Here is a 23,920-nt window from a genome sequence, read left to right on the forward strand (position 1 = left end):
ATAAAAATCACATTCTAATGAATAAAAAGTTTTTTATTGTAAGTTCCAGTATTTGTATAGACTCTACAATTATATAACCCTTTTTTTAAAGATAAATTTATAGTAATATATTCATCGTTATTTTTTTCACTAATAGAATTATTGCTTTTATCTAACCAACTATATACAGTTTTTGCTCCATCATATATTTCAATTTTATGGACTAATTCATTTTTATTTTTTTTAATATACAATAATCTTCCATCATTAGGATTAGGATAAAGCACAATTTCATCTTTCACCTTTTGTTTATTGGAAATCCTTAATTGAGAAATAGGGGATGAAGGACTATCAAAATAATCTTCATCTACAGCTTTTAAAACAGTACCTGGATATAATATTATTGGAGTCTCATCTCCTATAACAACATGCCAATCAGGATTGAAAGAAACTGAACCCCATGTGCCGTCTGGTCTAACTCCTAAAAAATTATATGTAGGGTCTATTATAATTTCTTGTGAAATAAATTTTGAATCCCTAAAAGTAGCAGTCTTTGAGGTATAATTTTTCTTTGCACCATAATAAGGGATACTAAAAACTGTGTTTTTAATTTTTACAAAATCTAAATATTTCCCTTGAACATTATTAAAATCACCCCATACGAAACTTCTTCGAGATGGTCCCCATTTTACTGTAACTTCTTTTAAAATAGAATTATTATCAGAATCAAGGAATTGTGCTACTACATGACCAATTGTACAAGGGTGTGTGAGAAGGTAAATTATTTAAATCATACCTATAAGTATCTATAACATTACCCGAATTAGCTGAGACATTAAAATAACCTATATTATCTGTTATTAAAGGCGAGTAATCTAAAACCCTTACAGCATAATTTCTATTTGTTCTATTCCATGCTGTCCAAGAAAAAACAGAATTATTACCATTAAACCTGTTTATTAAACCATAACTACTTTCAGAGTGTAGCTACAAAAAAATTAGTTACTTCGCCAAAATCTATATATTCACTACTGTAAGTCATACCATTACCACTACCGCCTACTCGCTGAACTAATTCAAGCTGTTGGCAATGTGAAGGTGAAATAGTTATTACAAGAAAAAAAACTAATAAATATGTATATTTTTTCACAATATTATTTTTTTTGATTTTTAACTTCCTTAAGCTCTTTTTTAAGACTATCTACTTTTTTCTCTAACTTAATAACATACAAAAACAATTCTTCTATTTTTTCCATTTGCTTTACTTGCATTTCTCCTAATTTAAGCCCTTCTTTAACCACTACTGATTCCTTAGGGATATTTGGTAGATGTTTATGTTTTTTGATGAACTTTTCTACCTTGTATAGAGGCATTAAATCATAGTCATCTTTAAAAACATAGTCTGGAAAAATATTTATTTTAACTCTAACCTCGGTCGCCCTTACATTTCCATTCCCCATTACTGCAAATTTATCAATATAATTTCCATTTTCCTTGAGAAGAACTGAAAGAGCTTTAGTATTCACTCTATCCACAGCACTAAGAATCCCATATTGATAATCTTGACTATGACTCACTTCAGAAACTATTCCGACTTTTAAATTATTAGACTTGACATATAACCTAGTATCTGAAGGAGGGTTTGTTAGCCCTATTCCTGTAATACCAGTTCTATAAATTTTTCCACTGGTGTTATTATCTCCAGCCCATCTAAAACTACTTGATATAAATCGAGGGTCTAGTGGTTCTAATATTAATTCGTTTCTTTCTGTTATAGTATTTTTCTTGGTTTCGCTAACACCTTTAAAATCAGACTTTGGAATGGTTTTGTTATCTGTATTATTTTCTTGTGATAATACGGTCAAGAATGACATACAAAATATTAATAGTAATGGTTTTAAATTTTTCATGATTTTTAAATTTATTTAGTTAATATATATGTTACTTGTTTAAAAAAAAGTAAGAAATTATAGTATTTTACTTTTTCAATTTTTAAATTATTTTTATTGAAAACTTGTTTCCAACCTAAATCTGTTTTGTTAGTATGAGGGTGTCCAATAAATTCCCAGTTATTAATACTATCAGCTATAAAAGTTATATATTTTTGAAATTTACTGGTATAGATATCTTCCATTATAATAATTTTTTTTCCCACTCTTACAGCTTCTTTTATTGTTTCTTCTGGATCTTTTATATGGTGCAATACAGTAATGAGTTGCACTATATCAAATTCATTATCCTTAAAAGGTAATTTGCCTCCTTTATATATAACGGGCTTTATTCATTAAAAGCAGATTTATTAACTATATCTAATCCCGTTATATTAAATCCAGCTTTTTTAGTTAATAAATTTAATGCACAATTACCAGAACCTATATCTAAAATAGAATCCTTAGGGTTATAGAATTTGAAAAGTCTTTCTTCTTTTATTATAGCTTTTTTTTATACACCATTTTTGGTAAAAATTCATTGTACTGATGTCTTTTTAGGATAAAATTGCTAAGGTAGTCGTTTTTTTTCTAAGTCATTACACTTCGTTTAATAAAAAAGCCTTTAGTACATGACAAAAAATATAATTAATTGATTATCAGTAAATTAAATGTTAAATAATTAAAATAAAGCATTGATTTTCAGTATATTAGAAGAATAACATCACTCATTTTTCTAATGAAAAAAACCAATGCTTCCACTAAAAGTAGTGAATTAAATTCAGTTTTAAGTTCTCATTTCCAAGGTAAGATCAATTTGGCAAGAATCAAACTCATATCACATTTCATTATCGCCCTCTGTAAGGTACAGACAGTTACCTTTGAAAAGGTAGCCAACGCTTTTGAGACCTCAGTAGATTCGAAGTCATCACTCAGACGTATTCAAAGATTTATTGCTGATTATTCGTTGGATGGAGATTTGATCGCTCGTCTTATATTTAGTCTCCTTCCTAAGCAAGAGGGATTGATCTTGAGTATTGATAGGACCAATTGGAAGTTTGGTCAGACCAACATCAACATTTTTAAGTTGGGAGTTGTCTATAAAGGTGTTGCCTTCCCATTGTTATTTACTATGTTAGATAAGCCAGGGAACTCTAACAGTCAGGAGCGTATTGATCTTGTGAATCGTTTCATAAGACTTTTTGGCAAAGATGTTATTAAATCCATTGTAGCCGATAGAGAGTTTGTAGGTAATCATTGGTTGGATTTCTTGAATACAAATGGAATCAAATATTATATCCGCATTCGAAACAACTTTAAGGTAGAGCTTCCTGATAAGAACAAAACCATCAAAGTATTTCACTTGTTTAATCCACATAAGATCAATGAGTTTGTGTATTATCCTAAAATTGTACGTGTTAATGGTCAGCTTTGTTTCCTTTCCGGATGCAAGTTGTACCCAAAAAATGGAAAGCCTGATTTCTTAATCATTGTATCGTTCAACGCTCCTGATAAGGCCTTTGAACAATACAAAGAACGATGGCAGATAGAGATGTGTTTTAAAGCAATGAAAGCCAGTGGCTTTGATATTGAAAACACACACCTGCAAGATATTAAGCGTATTGAAAAATTAGTACTGTTTGTAATGATGGCTTTCGTATGGTGTTACAAAGTTGGTATATATTTACATCAGATTAAGCCTATCAAAATAAAAAAGCATGGAAGAATGGCTAAAAGCATATTCAAATATGGATTAGATTATATCGCTTCTGTGCTATTAAACCCTGTAAATCAAAACAATATGAACTTGACTAAATTTTTGTCATGTACTTAGAAAAAAGCCTCAAAACTTAATTGTAAAAAAATCTTTTCTATTTTTGTTTTAGACAGTTTAAGTTCTGATTTAAAACATCAATAAAACGTTAGCTTTATATTTTGATGCCCGAAAACTATTGATTTTTATAAATAGACTTATTTCAATCTATTTCCTAAATTCAACCACAAAATTAAATATAGTTCTTTTTGGCTCACATTTTTCTTTTCTTGGAGTGATGGCTGTCTTTTTCATCATCTCTAAAATTCTATCAGTAATTTTAGACAATAATTTATCTAAAGGATAGTTAGGAACTTTTGATTCATAATGAATGGTATGGTCTCTTAATCCAGTATATGTAATCCCGTGTTCATATTGACTATTTGTAACTTCACCATTTTTATCTGTAATAATCTCAACTTCAGCTTTAAAATGTTTCATCAGGTTTTTAGTTAACGAGTTTTTATGGGTAAAAACGATTTGTTTTATTTTAGCATCGTTCTGTATTAGATTTTTTAATATTTCGTTTCCATTAGCTTTACCATTTACTAAAACAGGTTCGTTTTCGGTTTCACAAAGCAAATGTGTGTACCAAGGGAATTTACTTTCTGGCTTGTATATTTTGTTGTTTACAATCACAGCTCGTAAATCCTGTAACATAAAAGCATATTGATGCTGCTCTTTGTTATTTTTAAAATTAGCAGCTTCAGATTGCGATACTTGAAAGGTGTATTTTTTAGTAACACTTCTTTTTAATCTGTTTTTAGATGCTACTTTTATATAAAATACTTGCTTTTCTGCATCATATTTTATTTCTTTAATTTCACTTTCAATATAGCTTTTTACTATTGGCTTATATTTTCTAGTTAAAGCAGAAAGTTTTTGGTTTTTATCATTAACCGCATCTTTAGAGATATATTCTTTTGAGAATTTTTGTAATGAGCCATAGGGTTTAAATAAATTTTCTATTGCTTGGTCGCTTTGCTCAGTAACAGCGTCTCTTTTAGCTTTAAATTTTCTTGCTCGATCCTTAAATTGATCCATCGTTTCAAATTCACTTTTCTTTAGGTACTTTTGAAAAGCAATTTTATAATAATTTTCTCCTCTTAATCTTCTTCGTTGATTTTCTAAAAACTTTCTTTGAAAGCTTTTACTTTTGATACTTTTTGACAAACTTAGATCTTCATAAACAGTGGCGTTTTGAGAATCAAACATTTGTAACTTTATCCCTCTTTCATTTAATAATTTTTTATACTCTTTTTTTACTTCTCTTAATGGTATAATACCTTTAATTCCCTCCACACGCATTTTTATCACTTTGCTTAAAACAGATCGATAATACTTTTGCTCTGCTTTTTCGAATTCTTCAATTTGATTTTGTGCCTGTAGGTTACTTACTGCCATTAGAAAAATGACACTTACTGAAATGATTAATTTCTTCATAAAATTGTTTTTGTTGCTTTTTGAGGAACGCTAAAGCAGATTATTTAAAATGTAAATTGATTAAATAAAGAGTAATAAAAAAGGTGCGAACCTCACCAAATCAGCTAGTAAGGTATCGACAAACACCAAAAGGACTGAAATAGAATATTGGAACACACCAGTATTGGTGTATTACAACTATTTCTTCCTTTGTTTAAAATTTGTCGATTTTTACTAGAGAAACAGTACACGCTTTTTAAAACGCTTGTATGTTGAAATTATTTATATTCTTATAAAATGATTTTTTTATTTAAAAAAGTAAATATATAAAAATCTACCCTTTAAAAAAGAATATGATATAACAAAACCTCGTTTTCTCAAACGAGGTTCCTAAAATTGAGGTGTTTGTCAATTATAACTCGAAAGCTAGTAATTGTTTCTCAATTTCTGCCTTACGATGCTCTAATGTACCTTTTAGATGATTGGTAACTAAATGAATCAAATTGGTATTGGTCGTTTTAAATTCTAAACCACTAGAATCCTTGATACAGAAACTTGCAGAATCTGATTGATTGTACTTAAAACGATTTATATCCGTCAAAGTATCTGACAATCGAGTTCTTTGTTTTGCTAAACCTTGTAATTGCTCAAACTTTTGCATTCTGTCATCTAGATTGATTACAGGAACTTCTGGTTGAATTACTGGTTTAAGTTTAGGAGGAATAGGTGTTTCTTTTTTACCTACTGCTTCATTAGCTAATTTCTTTTGAACCTCTTTTTTTGGAGTTACCGATTTGATTTTTGCTACTCCATTTTTTACTACTGTTGCCATAATTTTAAATTTTTAAGATTAAACATTCTATTTTGTTGGATTGCTGGTGGCTACAGCAATTCCAAAACAAGGCATTTAAAGCCGAAGCGTTGGAAAAGGCAAGGCAGTAGCGGTTATTTTTTCTTTTTGGAGAAAAAATGTTCGGACTCCCGAAGGGTTTAGCCTTGATAAAGCGATGGATAGAGGCTAACTTTGCCCTTGTTTGGAATTTGTGGTCAATAGCCATCTTTATTAGAATGTTTTGTCTCTTTTTAAAATAATGGCGTTTATAAAATATATATTAAAAATTTGTACTACTCTTAAAAAAGGCAGCACAAATTAAATTTCTGTAAAGATGTATGAAAAAAGGGCTATATCTCAACCCCTAATTCATTGGTTAGATTGTAAGCTACAGTTTCGAATGCGAACCAACTCATAAAGTTTTTCAAATCACCATCGATTGTTAATGTTTGACCTGTTTGCGTTTCGTACGCTTCACGAAGCTCTTCTATTTCAGCATAATGTGTGTCATAAAATTTATGAGTATCTACATAATAGGTTAATTCTGAAACCATTCCAGAAATACATCCGTAACGGAACAAATCATCAAAAAAATCTGTGATATTTTCTGAACTGTAGGCGAGAGCTTCTTTTGCTACTAGATTTTTTATCGTTTGAGGTTCATTTTTAACAATAGCGATTACTCATCTAAATCAGTTTGTAAAGTCACGCACTTATTTAAAAGGTAAAAACGACCTTCAGAAAAGGCTTGTATATATAGAATATCCTTGATTTCTTTAATAGCTTCCTCATTTGTTAAAACTTTATCAAAGTGCTTCTTATATAACTCTTGAAACTCAGAAATAGCCTTCGCAGGAAATTCATACATACACGAAATGTTAAAGAGAATCATTTATATCAGTGAAGAGGGGTATTCACCAAAAGAAAATTGTACAATTTAAATTCTTTTAAAAGGTATATCGAGTGTTATAACTTATGTATTATTTTTTAATCGTTATTTAATATGATGGATTTTTGGGGTGCGCCAAGTTTTGATAGTTTATATCAAAAGTTTATTACAGGAAGTACTGGAGGAAAAATATTCATAATGAAAGAATTTAAAAGCGGAGATACTTCTTTAGGTAAAGGAGCAACAGTTCTTTTAGAAAAAGCAAATGGGTTTCTGTTGTCTGTATTGCAAGAACAATATTTAAAGGACAGTTCTTATATGATTGGTGATATTGAATTATTATTCAAATTAGCAGATGAAAACAGCCAAACTTTAATTGAATACTATAATCAAGAAAGAATTAAAAATGTGATTAAAGCTCCAAAAAGACAAAGTCAATTATATGCTATCTTAAGAAAGTATAAAACCTATTCGTTTTTCTTTAAAATTGAGAAAAAAGAAAGAAAAATAAACAACCACTTTAAAACAAACATATACACAAAAAGCGAGGGTGTTCTCGCTTTTCTATCCTTAAAAATATTTTGATAATAAAATCAATACTTTAGGTTTACAATTCTCCATTATCAGCGAAACTGTAATATCTGTCTTCAGTAATGATTAGGTGATCTAGTACTTTTAAATCCAATATTTCTGCTGAACGGATAATTTTATCAGTGATATTTTTATCTGCATTTGAAGGTTTTAATGTATTTGATGGATGATTATGGAATAATAAAAGTCCTACTGCATTTGTTAGTAACGCTCCTTGCATCAAAACTCTAACATCTACCAAAGTTCCAGTAATACCTCCAATACTTAATAATTGATAACCTAGAATATTATTTGAATTGTCTAAATATAATGTATACATACGTTCTCGGTAGCTGATTTGTTCGATTGGAAATATCTTACGGATACATTCATTAGCAGATTGCGAACTTGTAATTTTATAAATGGTAAATTGGTTCTTTCTTTTGTAAGAAAGTTGTACTTCTCCAATTGGAAATTGATCTGTAAACTGTGGATTTTTCATAATGCCAAATATTTTGTGAAATAATTCTTTGGCAATCGAGCAATCTTAAAAACGGAAATAAAACAAGGAGGAATTGCAGAGAAAATCCTTGTTGTTTTTCGTAAAGATTAGCTTTGACAGAGACTTAAAGAGCAAGTCGGCATTATGGAAATTAAAATACGGAAGCAGTTTTCTAATTTTGAAGAATTTATTTTTAGGTCAAAATCAATCAAAGCAAATCAAATTATTCTGTACCTATTCTGTACCCATTCAATAAAAAAAGCCTTTCAATTTCTTGAAAGGCTTATCGTTACTAGTAGCGGGAGTTGGACTCGAACCAACGACCTTCGGGTTATGAGCCCGACGAGCTACCTACTGCTCTATCCCGCGATTTGGACTGCGAATATACGTATTTTTAACATTTTAATACAAATAAATTACTAAATTTTAAATATTCTCTCTAAATATATCATAAGAAGAAAGTCTATTTTAGTCCTATAAGAAAAATCTATTATACAATACTCATTACCCGCGTTTTATATTGAATCTAAAAATTAATTTCACAAAAATTAAATTTAATCAGTTGATATTTAGGAGATAAAAACTCGTAATGATGAATTTAAAATTTGTAATTTATATATAAGCATTTCACCCGCTTCTTTCAAATAAGCAATTCACATTGAACTTGAATGGAACTTGAAACTTTCAACGCTATCACATATTTCTACGATATTGTCCTCCCACTTCAAATAAAGCTGAAGTAATCTGGCCTAAAGAACAAACTTTGGTTGCTTCCATTAATTGGTCAAAAATATTTTCGTTTTGAATGGCAGCTTTCTGGATAAGACTCAACTGCTCTTCAACTTTTTGTTTGTAAACCTTATTGAGGCGTTCTTTTGTTTGAATTTGAAACTGTTTTTCTTCTTCCGTAGCACGAATCACTTCGGCAGGCTGTATGGTAAGAGATCCTTTAGAGTTTAAAAATGTATTTACGCCAATGATTGGAAATTTTCCATTGTGTTTTAACGTTTCGTAATGCAAACTCTCTTCCTGTATTTTAGAACGTTGGTACATGGTTTCCATAGCTCCTAAAACCCCTCCGCGTTCTGTAATTCTGTCAAATTCTGCTAATACGGCTTCTTCAACCAAATCGGTTAATTCCTCAATAATAAACGAGCCTTGAATTGGATTTTCATTTTTTGTCAATCCTAACTCTTTATTGATAATCAACTGAATTGCCATAGCTCTTCTTACCGATTCTTCTGTTGGAGTCGTAATCGCCTCGTCATATGCATTCGTATGTAATGAATTACAATTGTCATAAATGGCATACAGAGCCTGTAAAGTTGTTCTAATATCATTAAAATCTATTTCCTGAGCATGTAGTGAGCGCCCGGAAGTCTGGATATGATACTTTAACATTTGCGCTCTCGGATTTCCATGGTACTTGTATTTCAATGCTTTTGCCCAGATCTTTCTGGCAACACGTCCGATAACAGCATATTCAGGATCAATTCCATTTGAAAAGAAAAACGATAAATTTGGACCGAACTTATTAATATCCATTTCTCTGGATAAGTAATATTCTACATAGGTAAACCCATTTGCCAAAGTAAATGCCAACTGTGTAATCGGGTTGGCTCCGGCTTCGGCGATATGATATCCGGAAATGGAAACCGAGTAAAAATTACGAACTTGTTTTTCAATAAAATACTCTTGAACATCACCCATTAAACGCAATGCAAACTCTGTTGAAAAGATACAGGTATTTTGAGCTTGGTCTTCTTTTAAAATATCTGCCTGGACAGTACCGCGAACCTGTGCTAATGTTGCTGCTTTGATTTTTGCATATACATCAGCAGGCAATACCTGATCACCGGTCAGACCCAGTAGTAGCAACCCCAAACCATTGTTTCCTTCTGGTAGTGCTCCTTGATAAGCCGGCCTTTTCATACCTCTATCATCATAGATTTCCCGGAATTTGGCCTCAACTGTTTTTTCTAATTTATGTTCTGCAATATATTTTTCACAATTTTGATCAATAGCAGCGTTCATAAAAAAACCCAATAGCATGGGTGCAGGGCCATTAATTGTCATAGAAACAGATGTCATCGGATGACTTAAATCAAACCCGGAATATAATTTTTTAGCATCGTCCAAACAACAAATAGAAACTCCGGCATTTCCAATTTTACCATAGATGTCGGGTCTGTGATCAGGATTATTTCCATACAGTGTTACGGAGTCAAAAGCGGTAGACAAACGCTTTGCATCCATCCCTAAACTTACATAATGAAAGCGCCTGTTCGTACGTTCCGGTCCACCTTCGCCTGCAAACATTCTCGTTGGATCTTCACCGGTTCTTTTAAACGGATATAAGCCGGAGGCAAAAGGAAATTCACCCGGAACATTCTCCTGCAAGTTCCACCTTAGCAAATCACCCCAGGCTTCATATTTAGGCAAAGCTACTTTCGGAACATTCGTATGTGATAACGATTCGGTATGCGTCTCTATCTTGATTTCTTTATCCCTGACTTTGAAAGAATAGACAGGGCTTTTGTATTTTTTTACTTTTTCCTGCCAATTTAAAACGATCTCCCAATTGAGAGGTTCAAGGTGTATTTTTATGTTATCAAACTGGGCAAACAATAGCTTGAGAAAAGGTAAATCGTCTTTCCGAACACGTTCCGATATCTTATCTTCTTCCAAACCATTTTTTGACAACTCGGGAGCACTGTCAATAAGTGATTCTATGGTTTTGTATACACCGTATAGTTTTTGAGCAATTATTACCTGCTCCTTTACTTTTTTATCATAAGCCCTGTTATTTTCAGCAATTTCCGACAGATAACGGGTTCTTGAAGGGGGGATTACAAAAATCTTTTCAGACATTTCCCGGGTGATCTCAAACGACGATTGCAAATCGGCACCTGTCTTTGTTGCCAGAGTATCCATAACTGCTTTGTACAGGCTATTCATTCCCGGGTCATTAAACTGAGAAGCAGTCGTTCCAAAAACAGGGATTTCTTCCATAGACGTATCCCACAAATTGTGATTACGGATATACTGTTTTTTTACATCCCGCAGCGCATCCAAAGCCCCGAGTTTGTCAAATTTATTAATGGCTACCAGATCCGCAAAATCGAGCATGTCGATTTTTTCCAATTGAGTAGCAGCTCCAAATTCAGGAGTCATCACATACAGAGCCATATCGGAATGTTCTATAATTTCAGTATCGGATTGGCCGATACCCGAAGTCTCTAAAATAATCAGATCAAATACCGCGGCTTTTAAAACCTGTACTGCCTCATTTACATATGCTGATAAAGCCAAATTTGATTGACGGGTAGCTAACGAACGCATGTACACACGCTCATTGTGAATAGCATTCATACGAATACGGTCGCCCAGCAACGCTCCGCCCGTTTTTCTTTTGGAAGGATCTACTGAAATCAGTCCAACTGTTTTTTTCGGAAAATCAATTAAAAATCGCCTCACCAGTTCGTCTGTTAAACTAGATTTTCCCGCTCCGCCGGTTCCGGTAATTCCCAATACCGGGGTAGTAACTTTCTTATTCTTTTCATGGATCATATCTATATGCTCTCTGGCAATTTCAGGAAAGTTTTCAGCAGCAGAAATTAACCTGGCAATGCTTCCGGCATCTTTTTTATCTAAATGATCTATTTCACCATTTAATACATTTTCAATAGCAAAATCGGATTTTTTAACCAGATCGTTAATCATACCTTGTAATCCCAATTCACGGCCATCATCAGGGGAATAAATACGGGCAATTCCATAATCCATCAACTCTTTGATCTCTTCCGGGAGAATGACACCGCCTCCGCCACCAAAAATTTTAATATGCCCGGCTCCTCTTTCTTGCAACAAATCATACATATATTTAAAATACTCATTGTGCCCGCCCTGATAAGAAGTCATTGCAATGGCATTTACATCCTCTTGAATGGCACAGTTTACCACTTCTTCAACGCTTCTGTCATGCCCCAAATGAATGACTTCCACGCCTGTAGACTGAATGATTCTACGCATGATATTGATAGCAGCATCATGACCGTCAAAAAGAGAAGCAGCAGTTATGATTCGTACTTTGTGTTTAGGTTTATAAGGAGTTATCTGTTCCATATGCTAAATACTATATGCATTAGTTATGTTTCGTTTATGGCAGTAAGATTTTAATATTTTTCATTTCATGCCTGTATGAGTACATTATTCATAAATAATACATGATTTTAGAAACGCAATTTACGGAATTTTCAAAAAATAGCAGCTTTTTTTAAATCAATAAAAATAGTGCGTTTTAAAAAACAATTATCTTTGTGATAATGATAATTTTATCCGATACATGACATTTAAAGAGCAAATACAGCAGGGGATTCCTGACATAATACCTCCTAAAAGGACATATGACCCAACTATAAATCACGCTCCAAAAAGAAAGGAAATTTTAACTGTTGATGAGAAAAAATTAGCACTCACAAATGCACTGCGTTATTTTGATGCAAAACATCACGAAGTTTTATTACTTGAGTTTGCGGAAGAACTGGAAAAATACGGACGTATTTACATGTATCGCTTCCGTCCGGAATATAAAATGTATGCAAGACCTATTTCCGAATATCCCGGAAAATGTGAGCAGGCAAAATCTATTATGCTGATGATTCAGAATAATCTGGATCATACTGTGGCTCAGCATCCGCACGAATTGATTACTTACGGAGGAAACGGCGCTGTATTTCAAAATTGGGCACAATATTTACTAACAATGAAATACCTGTCCGAAATGACAGAAAAACAAACACTGGTAATGTATTCCGGACATCCTTTGGGCTTGTTTCCGTCTAATAAAAATGCGCCAAGAGTTGTGGTAACTAATGGAATGATGATCCCCAATTATTCTCAACCGGACGACTGGGAAAGATTCAATGCGCTTGGTGTAACCCAATACGGACAAATGACAGCAGGAAGCTATATGTATATTGGTCCGCAAGGTATTGTTCACGGAACGACCATTACAGTTTTGAACGGGTTTAGAAAAATTGGAAAATCACCCAAAGGAAGTTTGTTCGTAACTGCCGGTTTGGGAGGTATGAGCGGAGCACAACCCAAAGCGGGTACTATAGCAGGATGTATTACGGTTTGTGCGGAGGTAAACCCTAAAATAACGCAGCTACGTTTGGATCAAGGCTGGATTGATGAAAAGATTACTGATATAGAGGAACTGGTAACGAGAGTTCAATTGGCTAAAGAACAACAAGAAACGGTTTCCATAGCGTATTTAGGGAATGTCGTAGACGTATGGGAAAAATTTGATTCGGCTGATATTTATATTGATTTGGGTTCTGATCAAACATCGTTACATAACCCCTGGGCCGGCGGATATTATCCTGTTGACATTTCTTTTGAAGAGGCTAATACAATGATGGCGGAACGTCCGGTATTGTTTAAGGAAAAAGTACGAGAAACGTTACGAAGGCATGCAAAAGCCATTAATAATCATACCTCAAAAGGAACCTATTTTTTTGATTATGGAAATGCATTTCTGCTAGAAGCAGGAAGAGCAGGTGCAGATGTGATGGCAGTAAATGGAGTTGATTTTAAATATCCCAGTTATGTACAAGACATTATGGGGCCCATGTGTTTTGATTACGGATTTGGCCCATTTCGTTGGGTATGTATGTCGGGTAAACCTGAGGATTTAGAGAAAACAGATGAAATTGCCTGTGAGGTTCTGGAAGAAATTAAGAGCCACTCGCCAAAAGAAATTCGGCAGCAAATGACCGATAATATTCAATGGATCAAAGGAGCCCGGGAAAACAAATTGGTGGTAGGCTCTCAGGCAAGAATCCTATATGCTGATGCTGAAGGAAGAATTAAAATTGCAAATGCTTTTAACAAGGAAATTAAAAAAGGAAAAATAGGGCCGGTTGTTTTAGGAAGAGATCACCATGATGTTTCCGGAACAGATTCCCCCTATAGAGAAACTTCTAACATCTATGACGGATCTCAATTTACGGCCGATATGGCAATTCAGAATGTTATTGGAGATAGTTTTCGCGGAGCTACCTGGGTCTCCATTCATAATGGCGGTGGAGTCGGTTGGGGAGAAGTCATAAATGGTGGGTTTGGCATGTTTCTTGATGGTAGTAAAGCAGCGTCAAAAAGATTAGAGTTGATGCTTTTTTGGGATGTGAATAACGGAATAGCCAGGAGAAGTTGGGCAAGAAATAAGGAAGCTGTTTATACAATAAAGCGGGCTATGCAATATGAAAAGGAATTAAAAGTCACACTTCCCAATAAAGTAGATGACACTTTATTTATAAATTTGTATTAAAAACTAATAAAATTATGAAAGCACTAAAATTCTCTGCCATTTTTTTAATTGCACTCCTTACTTCATGTAGTACTGTAAGAGTAGCTACTGATTATGATACAAAAGCAGATTTTGCTTCTTATAAAACATTTGCTTTTCACAAAAAAGGTATAGACAAAGCAGCACTTTCCGATTTAGATAAAAAAAGAATCATGAAAGCTATTGAAGCAGAGTTGGTGGCGAAAGGGTATACAAAATCTAAAAATCCGGATATTTTAATAAGCATTTTTACAAAATCCAGAGAGCGGATAAATATTAATAATAACAATTTCGGCTGGGGCTGGGGTTGGGGATACAATCCCTGGTGGTTCTATGGAGCCAACAATATAAATGTAAACCAGTATACGGAAGGAACCTTATTTATAGATTTTATAGATAAAGAAAAAAAAGAATTAGTCTGGCAAGGAATTGGTTCCGGAGCTATTAGAATGAGAAATGTAGAAAAGAAAGAACGACGAATCAAAGAGTTTGTCAGGGAAATTATGGCTCAATATCCGGCTGCAAAATAGCTAAGCAGATCATCGTATTAACAATATGTTTAAAAAATATACCCCGCTTACCGATGAAGATTATTATCTAAGTGAGCAGGGTTTCAGAATATTTACCGAAAAGTACCATTTAAAGAGAGGGTATTGTTGTAAAAGCGGTTGTAAACACTGTCCGTATGGATATAATCAAAAGACTGATAGTTTTAAATGAGTCTGTTTTATAAAATAATAGTTTGCACTTCAGAATAAAAAATAAACTAATAATCCTCATTATCGCTGTTCAGTTTTTTGGATGGGTAGAAATGCAAAAGCTTACAGGTCAAATTTCTATATCACAAGAACAAATTGGAAACGGTTTAAAACAAGCACTGCATAATGGTATAAAGAATCAAGTCTCTAAACTTGCTAAAAAAGATGGGTTCTTTAAAAATGAACTGGTCAAAATAACATTACCGCCGGAGTTAAAAAAAGTAGATAAAAAGTTACGAAAAATAGGTTTAGGTTCTTTAGCTGACCAAGGTATTCTTGTTCTTAATAGAGCGGCTGAAGATGCGATAAAAACAGCTATTCCGATATTTATAAATGCAGTAAAAACGATTTCATTTGATGATGCCAAAGATATTTTATTAGGCAGTCAAAATGCGGCGACTTTATATTTACAAAATAGAACGACAACTTCTTTGTACAAAAAATTTAACCCGATTATTAAAAATTCATTATCCAAAGCGGGAGCAGATAAAATATGGAACGAATTAACCAGTACATATAACCGGATTCCCTTTGTAAAGAAAGTAACCCCTGATTTAACCGACTACGTTACTACACAGACTTTAAAAGGTGTTTTTACCATGATAGAAATCGAGGAAAAAGGAATTCGGGAAAAAATCGGGTTGCGAAATACAGATGTATTACGGAGTATTTTTGCATTACAAGATAAATAGTAAAGGTAAAGTATTGAGGATTTTTAGTGTTTGGTTTTTATAATAGATACTTCGTCGATGTTTTCTTTTCTAAAATGACTATTTTTGAGTTGGTATAATTCAGTTAGAGGGTTTGAAAGTATAAAAGTTGAAAGTAGACTAATACACTAGAAAATAGTATTTTTTTGAGAGAACTAAAAAAGTTAAAATAAGAGACCTTTGCAGCATTGATTTGGCAAAAAAGTTCGACACGCGAAGAACAATTTTGAGCCGGAATAACCTGTTGGTTTTGAGGATTTAAAATTTTCGAGAAGGAAGAAATTTGAAGCCAAATCAATTTCAATACGGAATATATCACTATTTTGCAAAGATCTCAATAATATGGATACCTAAAAAGAATCGTTAGAACACTATGAAAATCTTTGAATTTTTTAATCTTTGTAATTCATTAAATACCAACCAAAAATGAGAATTGTTTCACTTATTCTGATAGCTGTAATTTATACAGTACCAGTATTTTCGCAACAAAATATTGAAGATGATTTTGAAGGAGTCGGAACTATAAATACCTGGTATGGAGATGATTGCGATTTGGATACCAGTTTTACAAATCCGTATCAATCAGGTATCAACACCTCTGCCAAGGTTTTAAGATATGGTGATATCGGCGAGCTCTATGCCAATGTACGATTCGACACAGGAGCTAATTTTGATCTATCTGTAAATAACATATTTACATTAAAAATATACGTATCTTCAACCGATATCACAGGAAGTCAAACCAACCAGATATCTTTGAAACTTCAGGATGGAGATTTGGCACAACCGTGGATTACGCAAAGCGAAATTATTAAACCCATTGTTTTGGACCAATGGCAAGAGGTTACTTTTGATTTTGCAAATGATGCATATATGAATCTGTATCCTGCTTCCGAAGCACCTGTTAACAGAACCGATTTTAACAGAGTACTCTTACAGGTTAATGGTGAGAACAATACTGATCGGGTAGTAGCATATATAGACGATTTTTCATACAACGGAACATTAAATATTATAACGGATCCGGTTTTTGATAATTTGGTTTGGTCTGATGAGTTTGACGGAAACGGATCCATTAATACTTCCAAATGGCATCATCAAACACAACTTCCCAACGGAACCAGTTGGTATAACGGAGAAAATACAGCATTATACAAATCGTGTAGATAATTCTTTCGTAAATAACGGGTTTTTAAAAATAACGGCAAAAAAAGAATCATTTACAGATCAGGGACAGACCAAGCAGTATACTTCTGCACGGCTAAATTCAAAATTTGCTTTTACCTACGGCAGAGTGAAAATAAGGGCAAAATTGCCGACAGGAGTGGGCACCTGGCCAGCTATTTGGATGCTGGGGAAAAATATTACAGAGTTGGGAGGCTATTGGGCCGGCACCCACGGAACAACCAGTTGGCCTGCTTGCGGAGAGATCGATATTATGGAACATTGGGGAACGAATCAGAATTATGTGCAAAGTGCCATACATACACCTTCAAGTTCCGGGAATACGGTGAATTTAGGAGGGCAGACAGTAGCAACAGTATCGAATCAATTCCATGTATATGAATTAATATGGACATCGGAAAGAATGGTATTTAGTGTAGACGGCACTGAACACTACACGTACAACCCGGCAGTTAAAAATGCGGATACCTGGCCTTTTGACACCGATCAATACATTTTATTAAATGTGGCAATATTACCAAGTATTATTCCTGCTTTTACGGAGAGCTCAATGGAAATAGATTATGTAAGAGTATATCAGGAAAGCTCTTTATCAACAGATACTAATGATTTTAACAGACAAGTGTTCTTATTTCCGAATCCTGTAACAGATACGTTAACAATTAAAATGTCTCAAAACTTCTTAAGGGAAGCCAAAGCAAAAATATATTCTGTCTTAGGCCGAGAGTTAGGTTCTTTTGTTTTAAATAAGAGTGAAACACTATATGATGTTTCCCATTATAAAAAAGGGATCTATCTTTTAAAAATAGAAACCGGAACAGGCTTTCAGACTTATAAAATTATTAAACGTTAGAAATGGTATAAAACTTCAGCCATTTGTTGCTGTAATGCAGATGCTTTTGCTGCTGCTGCTTCGGCAAAATCAGGTTCTTGAGAAGCATAAATAATTCCGCGAGAAGAATTAATTAATAACCCCACCTGATCATTCATCCCGTACCTGCAAACATCTTGCAAATTTCCACCTTGAGTTCCAACACCGGGAACTAATAAAAAACTATTTGGAATCATTTTTCTGATATCCGTTAAATGTTCGGCTTTTGTAGCTCCTACAACATACATCAGGTTGCGGGAATTTTTCCATTGCTGAGAAACTTCCAGTACTTTTTTATACAGTTCTTTTCCTTGTATATCCCGCATCTGAAAATCAAAAGCACCGGCATTAGAGGTTAAAGCAAGTAAAATAGTGTGTTTATTTTTAAAATTTAGAAAAGGTTCTACGGAATCTTTCCCCATATATGGATTTACAGTAACACTATCAAAGGCCAAATCTTCAAAAAAAGCTCTTGCATACATGGCAGAAGTATTTCCTATATCACTGCGTTTGGCATCGGCAATTGTAAAAATTTCAGGATGTTTTTTATTCAAATATTGAATTGTTTTTTCAAGTGCCCTCCAACCCTTTATACCATAAGCTTCATAAAACGCTATATTGGGTTTATAAGCAACACATAAATGACGGGTGGCATCTATAATGGCTTTGTTGAATTCAAAAATAGGATCAGCTTTTTTCAACAAAAAAGCAGGTATTTTAGTTACATTCACATCCAACCCAATACACAAGAAAGATTTTTTTACCCGTATTTGCGCTACTAATTGTTCTAAAGTCATCGCTACCTGTAAAAGACAAACAAAGGTACATATTTTTAAGACTTTCTGCTATCTTTGCTTTTAATGCTGCAATACATTTTAAACAAAATTTTCTACAGTTTTTTAACACTCTGTCTCGTCCTAAAAATAGGGCTACAGTTAATTATTAAAATTTATGCTACATTTTTGTGCACGTAATTAGGTGTTTTATAATCTAAAGATAAATGTAATCTTTTATTATTATATAATTTGATTGCATTTTTTGTTGCTTTTTTGGCGTGATTGATATTTGTAAATGTTTGGTCGAGGAAGAATTCATCTTTTAAAATTCCGTTAACTCTTTCGGCCATTGCGTTTTCGTAGCAATGATTTTCTTGGGTCATACTGATTTGTATCTTTTTTCTTTTCAAAATTTGAGTATAAACATTGCTACAATATTGTATTCCTCTATCAGAATGATGTATGATTTCTTCGGTATTTTTAGTTTGATAAATAGCTTTATTTAAAGCTCTAACACAGCCTTTAAGTTCTAAACTATCACTAATATCATAGCCTACTATTTTTCTTGAATACATATCAGTAATAAGTGCTAAATAACAAAATCCATTTATAGTTCTTATATAGGTAATATCCGAAGCCCAAACTTGGTTAGGTCTATTAATGATCAGGTCTTTTATGATATTTTTATATTTATAAAAACGATGGTAAGAGTTGGTTGTTTTAGAAGAATATTTTTTCCTTCTAATTAACAAATTATTTTCTTTTAAGATTCTAAATAACTGGTCTCTACCTATATTTATATTCTGTTTCCTAAAATCATTATGTAAGGATTTCATTAGCTTTCTAGTACCTTCTCTGGGTAATGTTTTCCTGCTTTTTTTAACAAGCATTATTACATTTTGTTCTATTTGTTTTTTAAGAACAAACCTTTTTTGATATTTGTAATAAGCATCTCTTTTTAACTCGAAAGCATTACAAATAGTAGCGATGGCGTACCTTCTTTTTTTTCTATTAATCGGTGCTATTTTCATTAAGGCTTTATGTTTAAGTTTTTTTTTAATTCTTCAACATTTTTATAGCCAAGATTTTCAGCAGCTACTTCAAGATAACTATCATTCACAAGTTTATCTAGATCCTTTTTAATAAGAAGATCTTTGAGTTGTTTTAGCTCTTTTTGAAGGGCTTTAATACGGGATAATTCGTCGTCTGTTTGCACGGTTACACGGGTGTTCATTAAATCTTTACGGTCATATTTTTTAATCCATACGTTTATCGTACTAGATTGTATGCCGTAAGTTAAGGCAATTTGTCTTTTGGAATGGTTTCCTTTGGTAAGTTCTGCTAATACTTTGAGTTTAAAACTCTCACTATAACGTCTTACATATCCATCATTTTTATACATATACTTGTTGTTTTTTGTATACATATTTCAGGACGGGTCACTCTTTGGAGTGGTTACGGTAATCTTTTTATTATTTAATATTTTGCCCGGAGATCCTGCAAGAATGATGTTAGATCAAAGAGAAAACTCCGAACAGTTACAGAATATAAAAAAGAAATATGGTTTTGACCAGCCAAAAACGGTACAATATTTTTATTATTTAAATGATATTTCTCCAATATCCTTTCACAGCAAAAACAACAAAGGCTATACAAATCTGGATAGCAAAGGTTATGTATACCATTCGCTTTTTTCAATAGGAAATACCATTATAGTTTTTAAATACCCATATTTGAGAGCGTCTTATCAGAAGCATGGAAAACCGGTGTCGGAAATTATCTCGGAAACACTCCCCAATACAATAATTTTAGCCGTTTTTGCTATTCTGATTGCATTCATATCAGGCATTATTTTAGGCATTTTGTCAGCTATTTTCAAAGACACATGGTTTGATCGTTGTATTGCAATCATCAGTACATTGGGTATGAGTATGCCATCCTTTTTTTCAGCAATACTATTTGCGTGGTTATTTGGTTTTGTATTACATGAATATACCGGTTTGGAAATGACAGGAAGCCTATATGTAGTAGATGATTTTGGAGAAGAGATATTTATTCAATGGAAGAATTTAATACTGCCTGCTATTGTTTTAGGTATCAGACCTTTAGCAGTGGTAGTACAATTGATGCGTAATTCACTATTAGAAACCTTAACACAAGATTATGTAAGAACAGCCAAAGCAAAAGGACTTAAGATGTATCAGGTGATTAAAAATCATGCATTGAAAAATTCGTTAAACCCGGTTATCACTGCAATTTCAGGATGGTTTGCTTCTATGTTGGCCGGAGCTGTTTTTGTCGAGTATATTTTTAATTGGAATGGTTTGGGAAAAGAAATTGTCGATGCACTGAATGCATTGGATTTGCCCGTAATTATGGGAAGTGTATTAGTCATTGCGGCGTTTTTTATCAGTATTACGATTTTAGTAGATATAGTTTATGGCTGGCTGGATCCCAGAATCCGATCGAAGTAAGTTAAAATGAGAGTAAAATGATAATCATTTAAAAAACAGACTATATGAGAAAAATAACTTTGGTACTTATGATCATCTTATCCGGTTGTATATCAGAACAACCTGTTGAGTTTTCGCCCGAAGCACTGGCAGAAAAGTTCATGACCATAGAAGGAAAAGAAGTAACAGCCCAAGACATTTTAGATACCTGCAAAGGGAAAAAAATGCTTATAGATATATGGGCTTCCTGGTGTGCGGATTGTATATCCGGGCTACCTGAGCTTAAAAAGCTTCAACGGGAAAACCCGGATGTAGCGTATGTATTTTTATCCTTAGACAAAAAGAAAGAAAGCTGGAAAAAAGGAATTAAAAAATATCAGATAGAAGGAGCACATTACTTTATGCCCAATGGAAACAAAGGAGCATTTGAAGATTTTTTAAATATTTCGTGGATACCGAGATATGTTGTGCTTGATGAAACAGGAAAGATAGCCTTATTTAAAGCAACTAAAATTACCGATAAAAAAATCATAGAGGCCCTGAAAAATTAGTATTTTTGCAGCCAAACTAAACTGTAACTTATGGGAAAAAATATTGTTGCCGGAAATTGGAAAATGAATAACAATGTGACGGAAACATCAGCATTGATTGAGGATTTAAAAATGGCTATTCGGGATTTTGATACAAATACCAGAGTCATTATATCACCTTCTTTTGTAAATCTGAATTTAGCAAGAGAGAATACAAAAAACACTGTGATTGAAGTCGCCGCACAAAATATGCACCAGGCTAAGAATGGAGCTTATACTGGTGAAGTTTCTGCAAATATGCTAACCAATATCGGCATAAAATCCGTGATATTAGGGCATTCGGAAAGAAGAACTTATTTTAAGGAGGATGATATGTTGTTAACCCAAAAGGTAAAAGCAGCTTTAGAAAATCATTTAGAGGTTATTTTTTGTTTTGGAGAACATTTGGAAGATAGAAAGTCTGGTAACCATTTTTCGGTTGTAGAAAGTCAATTAAAAAATACGGTATTCCATTTAGATGCAAATGCGTGGAAAAATATAGTATTGGCATACGAGCCTGTTTGGGCAATTGGGACAGGAGAAACCGCAAGCCCGGAGCAGGCACAGGAAATGCATGCTTTTATCAGAGGTTTACTCAAAGAAGCTTATACAAATGAAGTAGCAGAAAACGTTTCTATTCTATATGGAGGGAGTGTCAAACCTGCAAATGCTGTGGAAATTTTTTCTAAAGAAGATGTGGACGGAGGACTAATTGGAGGCGCATCTTTGAATGCCGGCGACTTCACAGCCATCATAAAAGCAATATAGCATGGCTAAAAAAACGTGGTTGGAAAAATTTAATTCAAACAGGACATACGTAGTAAAGGTAATTGATACAAAGTTTGCCGATATGGAGGCAGGGGCGGTGATGTTTATTGCTACCCCTAAAATTATTGACAACTATATACAGCAGATCCCAAGCGGGGTAGCGGTAGATATAGTAACCATGCGGGAAGATTTGGCAAATGAATACGAAGCGGAAAAAACCTGTCCGGTTACTACCGGTATCTTTTTAAGGATCGTATCTGAAGTTGCTTATGAGCAATATCAAAAAGGAACTTCCATAGATGATATTACCCCTTTTTGGAGAGTTGTAAATTCCAAAATGCCACTTGCAAAAAAGCTAGCTTGTGGTATTGAATTTATCAAAGAACAAAGGGAAAATGAAGGATTGCTATAATGGATGCTACCTATATAGCATATGATTTTGAGATACAACCGAGAGCACCGGGAACAGAAATACTAATAGCGCAATTAGGATTTGTTGGTTTTGAAAGTTTTGTAGAAACAGAAAGAGGAGTTACTGCATATATTCAAAAAACAATGTGGAATGAAACTATTTTGGAAGACATGTTTGTATTGTATTCCAAAGAGTTTGCTATTACTTATGGTTATAAAGAAGTACCGAAAACGAATTGGAATACCGAATGGGAAAAGAATTTTAACCCCATTGAAGTAGATAATAAAGTGAGTATTCGAGCACCATTTCATGAGAAACCTTACGACCTTATGTACGATATTGTAATAGCACCTAAAATGAGTTTTGGTACGGGCCATCATGAAACCACCCATATGATGATACAGCATGTATTACAATTGGATTTGAAGGATAAAAAAGTGTTAGATATGGGTTGTGGAACCGGAATTTTAGCGATTTTTTCGGAAATGAAGGGAGCAAAAACAGTAGATGCTATTGATATTGACCCTTGTGGTGTTATGAGAATTCACTTGAAAATATAAGGAGAAATAACTGCCGGTACATTTCGGTTTATAAAGGAGATGCTTCATTATTAGGGAGTAAAAAATACGAGCTAATCATCGCAAATATCAATAGAAATATATTACTCTCCGATATGAAAACTTACACAAATTGCCTGGAAGGAAATGGAGTGTTATTATTGAGCGGGTTTTATAAAAAAGATATTCCCATATTGGATGCCGAAGTATCAAAATATGGCTTATTACTGGAAAATAATAACTGGATAGCATTAAAATATGTAAAAAATTAAAAATTCTTTTATAACTTAGCTGCCGTATGAGCACTAAAGAAAAGATAGAGGAAGATATTGATGTATTAGAAAAAGAAGTGCATCAACATGAAATTATTCTGTATAATGATGACGTAAATACTTTTGATTTCGTTATTGGTTCTTTAATCGATGTTTGTGAACATACAATGAAGCAAGCAGAACAATGTACCTGGTTGGTACATTATAAAGGAAAATGTACTGTAAAAACAGGTGAATATAAAGATTTAAAACCACGTTGCTCAAAGCTATTGAGTTTAGGTTTATCCGCTGAATTGGTGTAA

22 protein-coding genes, 1 tRNA gene and 2 pseudogenes are annotated in these 23,920 nt (G+C 33.3%); 12 read left to right on the forward strand and 13 right to left on the reverse strand.

Annotated elements, in window-relative coordinates:
- Positions 1 to 14 precede the first annotated feature (14 nt).
- The 3 genes from GKR88_15475 to GKR88_15485 all read right to left on the reverse strand — a co-directional run bounded on the left by GKR88_15475 (position 15) and on the right by GKR88_15485 (position 2,260).
- Positions 15 to 764 carry a T9SS type A sorting domain-containing protein gene (locus GKR88_15475; protein ID QMU65546.1) on the reverse strand — a complete coding sequence of 250 codons (750 nt, stop codon included), beginning with the start codon at positions 762 to 764 and terminating at the stop codon, positions 15 to 17.
- A 369-nt stretch (positions 765 to 1,133) separates the two neighbouring features.
- Positions 1,134 to 1,889: a hypothetical protein gene (locus GKR88_15480; protein QMU65547.1), complete on the reverse strand. Its 756-nt coding sequence runs from the start codon at positions 1,887 to 1,889 to the stop codon at positions 1,134 to 1,136.
- Positions 1,890 to 1,900: 11 nt separating this feature from the next.
- The gene (locus GKR88_15485) at positions 1,901 to 2,260 is read right to left on the reverse strand and encodes a methyltransferase domain-containing protein (protein ID QMU65548.1); all 360 of its coding nucleotides are present in this window, start codon (positions 2,258 to 2,260) and stop codon (positions 1,901 to 1,903) included.
- 386 nt (positions 2,261 to 2,646) lie between these two features.
- Between GKR88_15485 and GKR88_15490 the strand changes: the two genes are divergently transcribed.
- Complete coding sequence (locus tag GKR88_15490; GenBank protein ID QMU65549.1) at positions 2,647 to 3,741, forward strand: IS4 family transposase; 1,095 nt, start codon at positions 2,647 to 2,649, stop codon at positions 3,739 to 3,741.
- 147 nt (positions 3,742 to 3,888) lie between these two features.
- On the opposite strand, the gene GKR88_15495 is transcribed toward GKR88_15490, so the two are convergent.
- From GKR88_15495 to GKR88_15510, 4 genes are all read right to left on the reverse strand, one after another.
- Positions 3,889 to 5,163, reverse strand: a complete 1,275-nt coding sequence (locus GKR88_15495) for a hypothetical protein (protein ID QMU65550.1) — start codon at positions 5,161 to 5,163, stop codon at positions 3,889 to 3,891.
- Between the two features lie 391 nt (positions 5,164 to 5,554).
- Positions 5,555 to 5,974: a hypothetical protein gene (locus tag GKR88_15500; GenBank protein ID QMU65551.1), complete on the reverse strand. Its 420-nt coding sequence runs from the start codon at positions 5,972 to 5,974 to the stop codon at positions 5,555 to 5,557.
- A gap of 350 nt (positions 5,975 to 6,324) precedes the next feature.
- Positions 6,325 to 6,528 (reverse strand): hypothetical protein, encoded by a 204-nt coding sequence (locus tag GKR88_15505; protein ID QMU65552.1) that lies wholly within the window; start codon positions 6,526 to 6,528, stop codon positions 6,325 to 6,327.
- Between the two features lie 125 nt (positions 6,529 to 6,653).
- Entirely contained in the window at positions 6,654 to 6,842 is a 189-nt protein-coding gene (locus tag GKR88_15510; protein QMU65553.1) for a hypothetical protein, read from the reverse strand.
- A 135-nt stretch (positions 6,843 to 6,977) separates the two neighbouring features.
- On the opposite strand from GKR88_15510, the gene GKR88_15515 reads away from it, so the two are divergent.
- The gene (locus tag GKR88_15515; GenBank protein ID QMU65554.1) at positions 6,978 to 7,448 is read left to right on the forward strand and encodes a hypothetical protein; all 471 of its coding nucleotides are present in this window, start codon (positions 6,978 to 6,980) and stop codon (positions 7,446 to 7,448) included.
- A 22-nt stretch (positions 7,449 to 7,470) separates the two neighbouring features.
- Here GKR88_15515 and GKR88_15520 read toward each other — a convergent pair whose 3' ends face one another.
- The 3 genes from GKR88_15520 to GKR88_15530 form a co-directional block, all read right to left on the reverse strand.
- Positions 7,471 to 7,935, reverse strand: a complete 465-nt coding sequence (locus GKR88_15520; GenBank protein ID QMU65555.1) for a DNA repair protein — start codon at positions 7,933 to 7,935, stop codon at positions 7,471 to 7,473.
- 296 nt (positions 7,936 to 8,231) lie between these two features.
- Positions 8,232 to 8,304 (reverse strand) — tRNA-Met (locus GKR88_15525).
- A gap of 324 nt (positions 8,305 to 8,628) precedes the next feature.
- Positions 8,629 to 12,060, reverse strand: a complete 3,432-nt coding sequence (locus tag GKR88_15530; GenBank protein ID QMU65556.1) for a methylmalonyl-CoA mutase — start codon at positions 12,058 to 12,060, stop codon at positions 8,629 to 8,631.
- A gap of 220 nt (positions 12,061 to 12,280) precedes the next feature.
- Here GKR88_15530 and GKR88_15535 point away from each other — a divergent pair, with 220 nt between their 5' ends.
- The 4 genes and pseudogenes from GKR88_15535 to GKR88_15550 all read left to right on the forward strand — a co-directional run bounded on the left by GKR88_15535 (position 12,281) and on the right by GKR88_15550 (position 17,793).
- Positions 12,281 to 14,269, forward strand: coding sequence for a urocanate hydratase (locus tag GKR88_15535; protein ID QMU65557.1), 1,989 nt, complete (start codon positions 12,281 to 12,283; stop codon positions 14,267 to 14,269).
- A 14-nt stretch (positions 14,270 to 14,283) separates the two neighbouring features.
- Entirely contained in the window at positions 14,284 to 14,817 is a 534-nt protein-coding gene (locus GKR88_15540; protein QMU65558.1) for a DUF4136 domain-containing protein, read from the forward strand.
- Between the two features lie 281 nt (positions 14,818 to 15,098).
- On the forward strand, positions 15,099 to 15,737 hold the full coding sequence (locus GKR88_15545) for a DUF4197 family protein (GenBank protein QMU66747.1): 639 nt from the start codon (positions 15,099 to 15,101) through the stop codon (positions 15,735 to 15,737).
- Positions 15,738 to 16,181: 444 nt separating this feature from the next.
- Positions 16,182 to 17,793, forward strand: a pseudogene (locus GKR88_15550) (family 16 glycosylhydrolase).
- Here GKR88_15550 and pyrF read toward each other — a convergent pair.
- The 3 genes from pyrF to GKR88_15565 all read right to left on the reverse strand — a co-directional run bounded on the left by pyrF (position 17,790) and on the right by GKR88_15565 (position 19,989).
- Positions 17,790 to 18,608 (reverse strand): orotidine-5'-phosphate decarboxylase, encoded by an 819-nt coding sequence (gene pyrF, locus GKR88_15555; protein QMU65559.1) that lies wholly within the window; start codon positions 18,606 to 18,608, stop codon positions 17,790 to 17,792. The pseudogene GKR88_15550 and the gene pyrF sit on opposite strands and share 4 nt — an antisense overlap.
- A gap of 152 nt (positions 18,609 to 18,760) precedes the next feature.
- On the reverse strand, positions 18,761 to 19,618 hold the full coding sequence (locus tag GKR88_15560; protein QMU65560.1) for an IS3 family transposase: 858 nt from the start codon (positions 19,616 to 19,618) through the stop codon (positions 18,761 to 18,763).
- Entirely contained in the window at positions 19,618 to 19,989 is a 372-nt protein-coding gene (locus tag GKR88_15565) for a transposase (GenBank protein QMU65561.1), read from the reverse strand. Before GKR88_15565 ends, GKR88_15560 begins: the two co-directional genes overlap by 1 nt.
- A 103-nt stretch (positions 19,990 to 20,092) precedes the next feature.
- Between GKR88_15565 and GKR88_15570 the strand changes: the two genes are divergently transcribed.
- The 6 genes and pseudogenes from GKR88_15570 (at position 20,093) to GKR88_15595 (ending at position 23,920) form a co-directional block, all read left to right on the forward strand.
- On the forward strand, positions 20,093 to 21,061 hold the full coding sequence (locus GKR88_15570) for an ABC transporter permease subunit (protein QMU66748.1): 969 nt from the start codon (positions 20,093 to 20,095) through the stop codon (positions 21,059 to 21,061).
- A gap of 44 nt (positions 21,062 to 21,105) precedes the next feature.
- On the forward strand, positions 21,106 to 21,591 hold the full coding sequence (locus GKR88_15575; GenBank protein ID QMU65562.1) for a redoxin family protein: 486 nt from the start codon (positions 21,106 to 21,108) through the stop codon (positions 21,589 to 21,591).
- Between the two features lie 30 nt (positions 21,592 to 21,621).
- Positions 21,622 to 22,377, forward strand: coding sequence for a triose-phosphate isomerase (locus tag GKR88_15580; protein QMU65563.1), 756 nt, complete (start codon positions 21,622 to 21,624; stop codon positions 22,375 to 22,377).
- 1 nt (position 22,378) lies between these two features.
- Positions 22,379 to 22,789 (forward strand): hypothetical protein, encoded by a 411-nt coding sequence (locus tag GKR88_15585; GenBank protein ID QMU65564.1) that lies wholly within the window; start codon positions 22,379 to 22,381, stop codon positions 22,787 to 22,789.
- Positions 22,789 to 23,618: pseudogene (gene prmA, locus GKR88_15590) on the forward strand (50S ribosomal protein L11 methyltransferase). Before GKR88_15585 ends, prmA begins: the two are co-directional and overlap by 1 nt.
- Positions 23,619 to 23,644: 26 nt before the next feature.
- A complete protein-coding gene (locus tag GKR88_15595) occupies positions 23,645 to 23,920 on the forward strand; it encodes an ATP-dependent Clp protease adaptor ClpS (GenBank protein ID QMU65565.1) in 276 nt (91 codons plus the stop codon).

Source organism: Flavobacteriaceae bacterium (assembly GCA_014075215.1).
Taxonomy (GTDB): domain Bacteria; phylum Bacteroidota; class Bacteroidia; order Flavobacteriales; family Flavobacteriaceae; genus Polaribacter.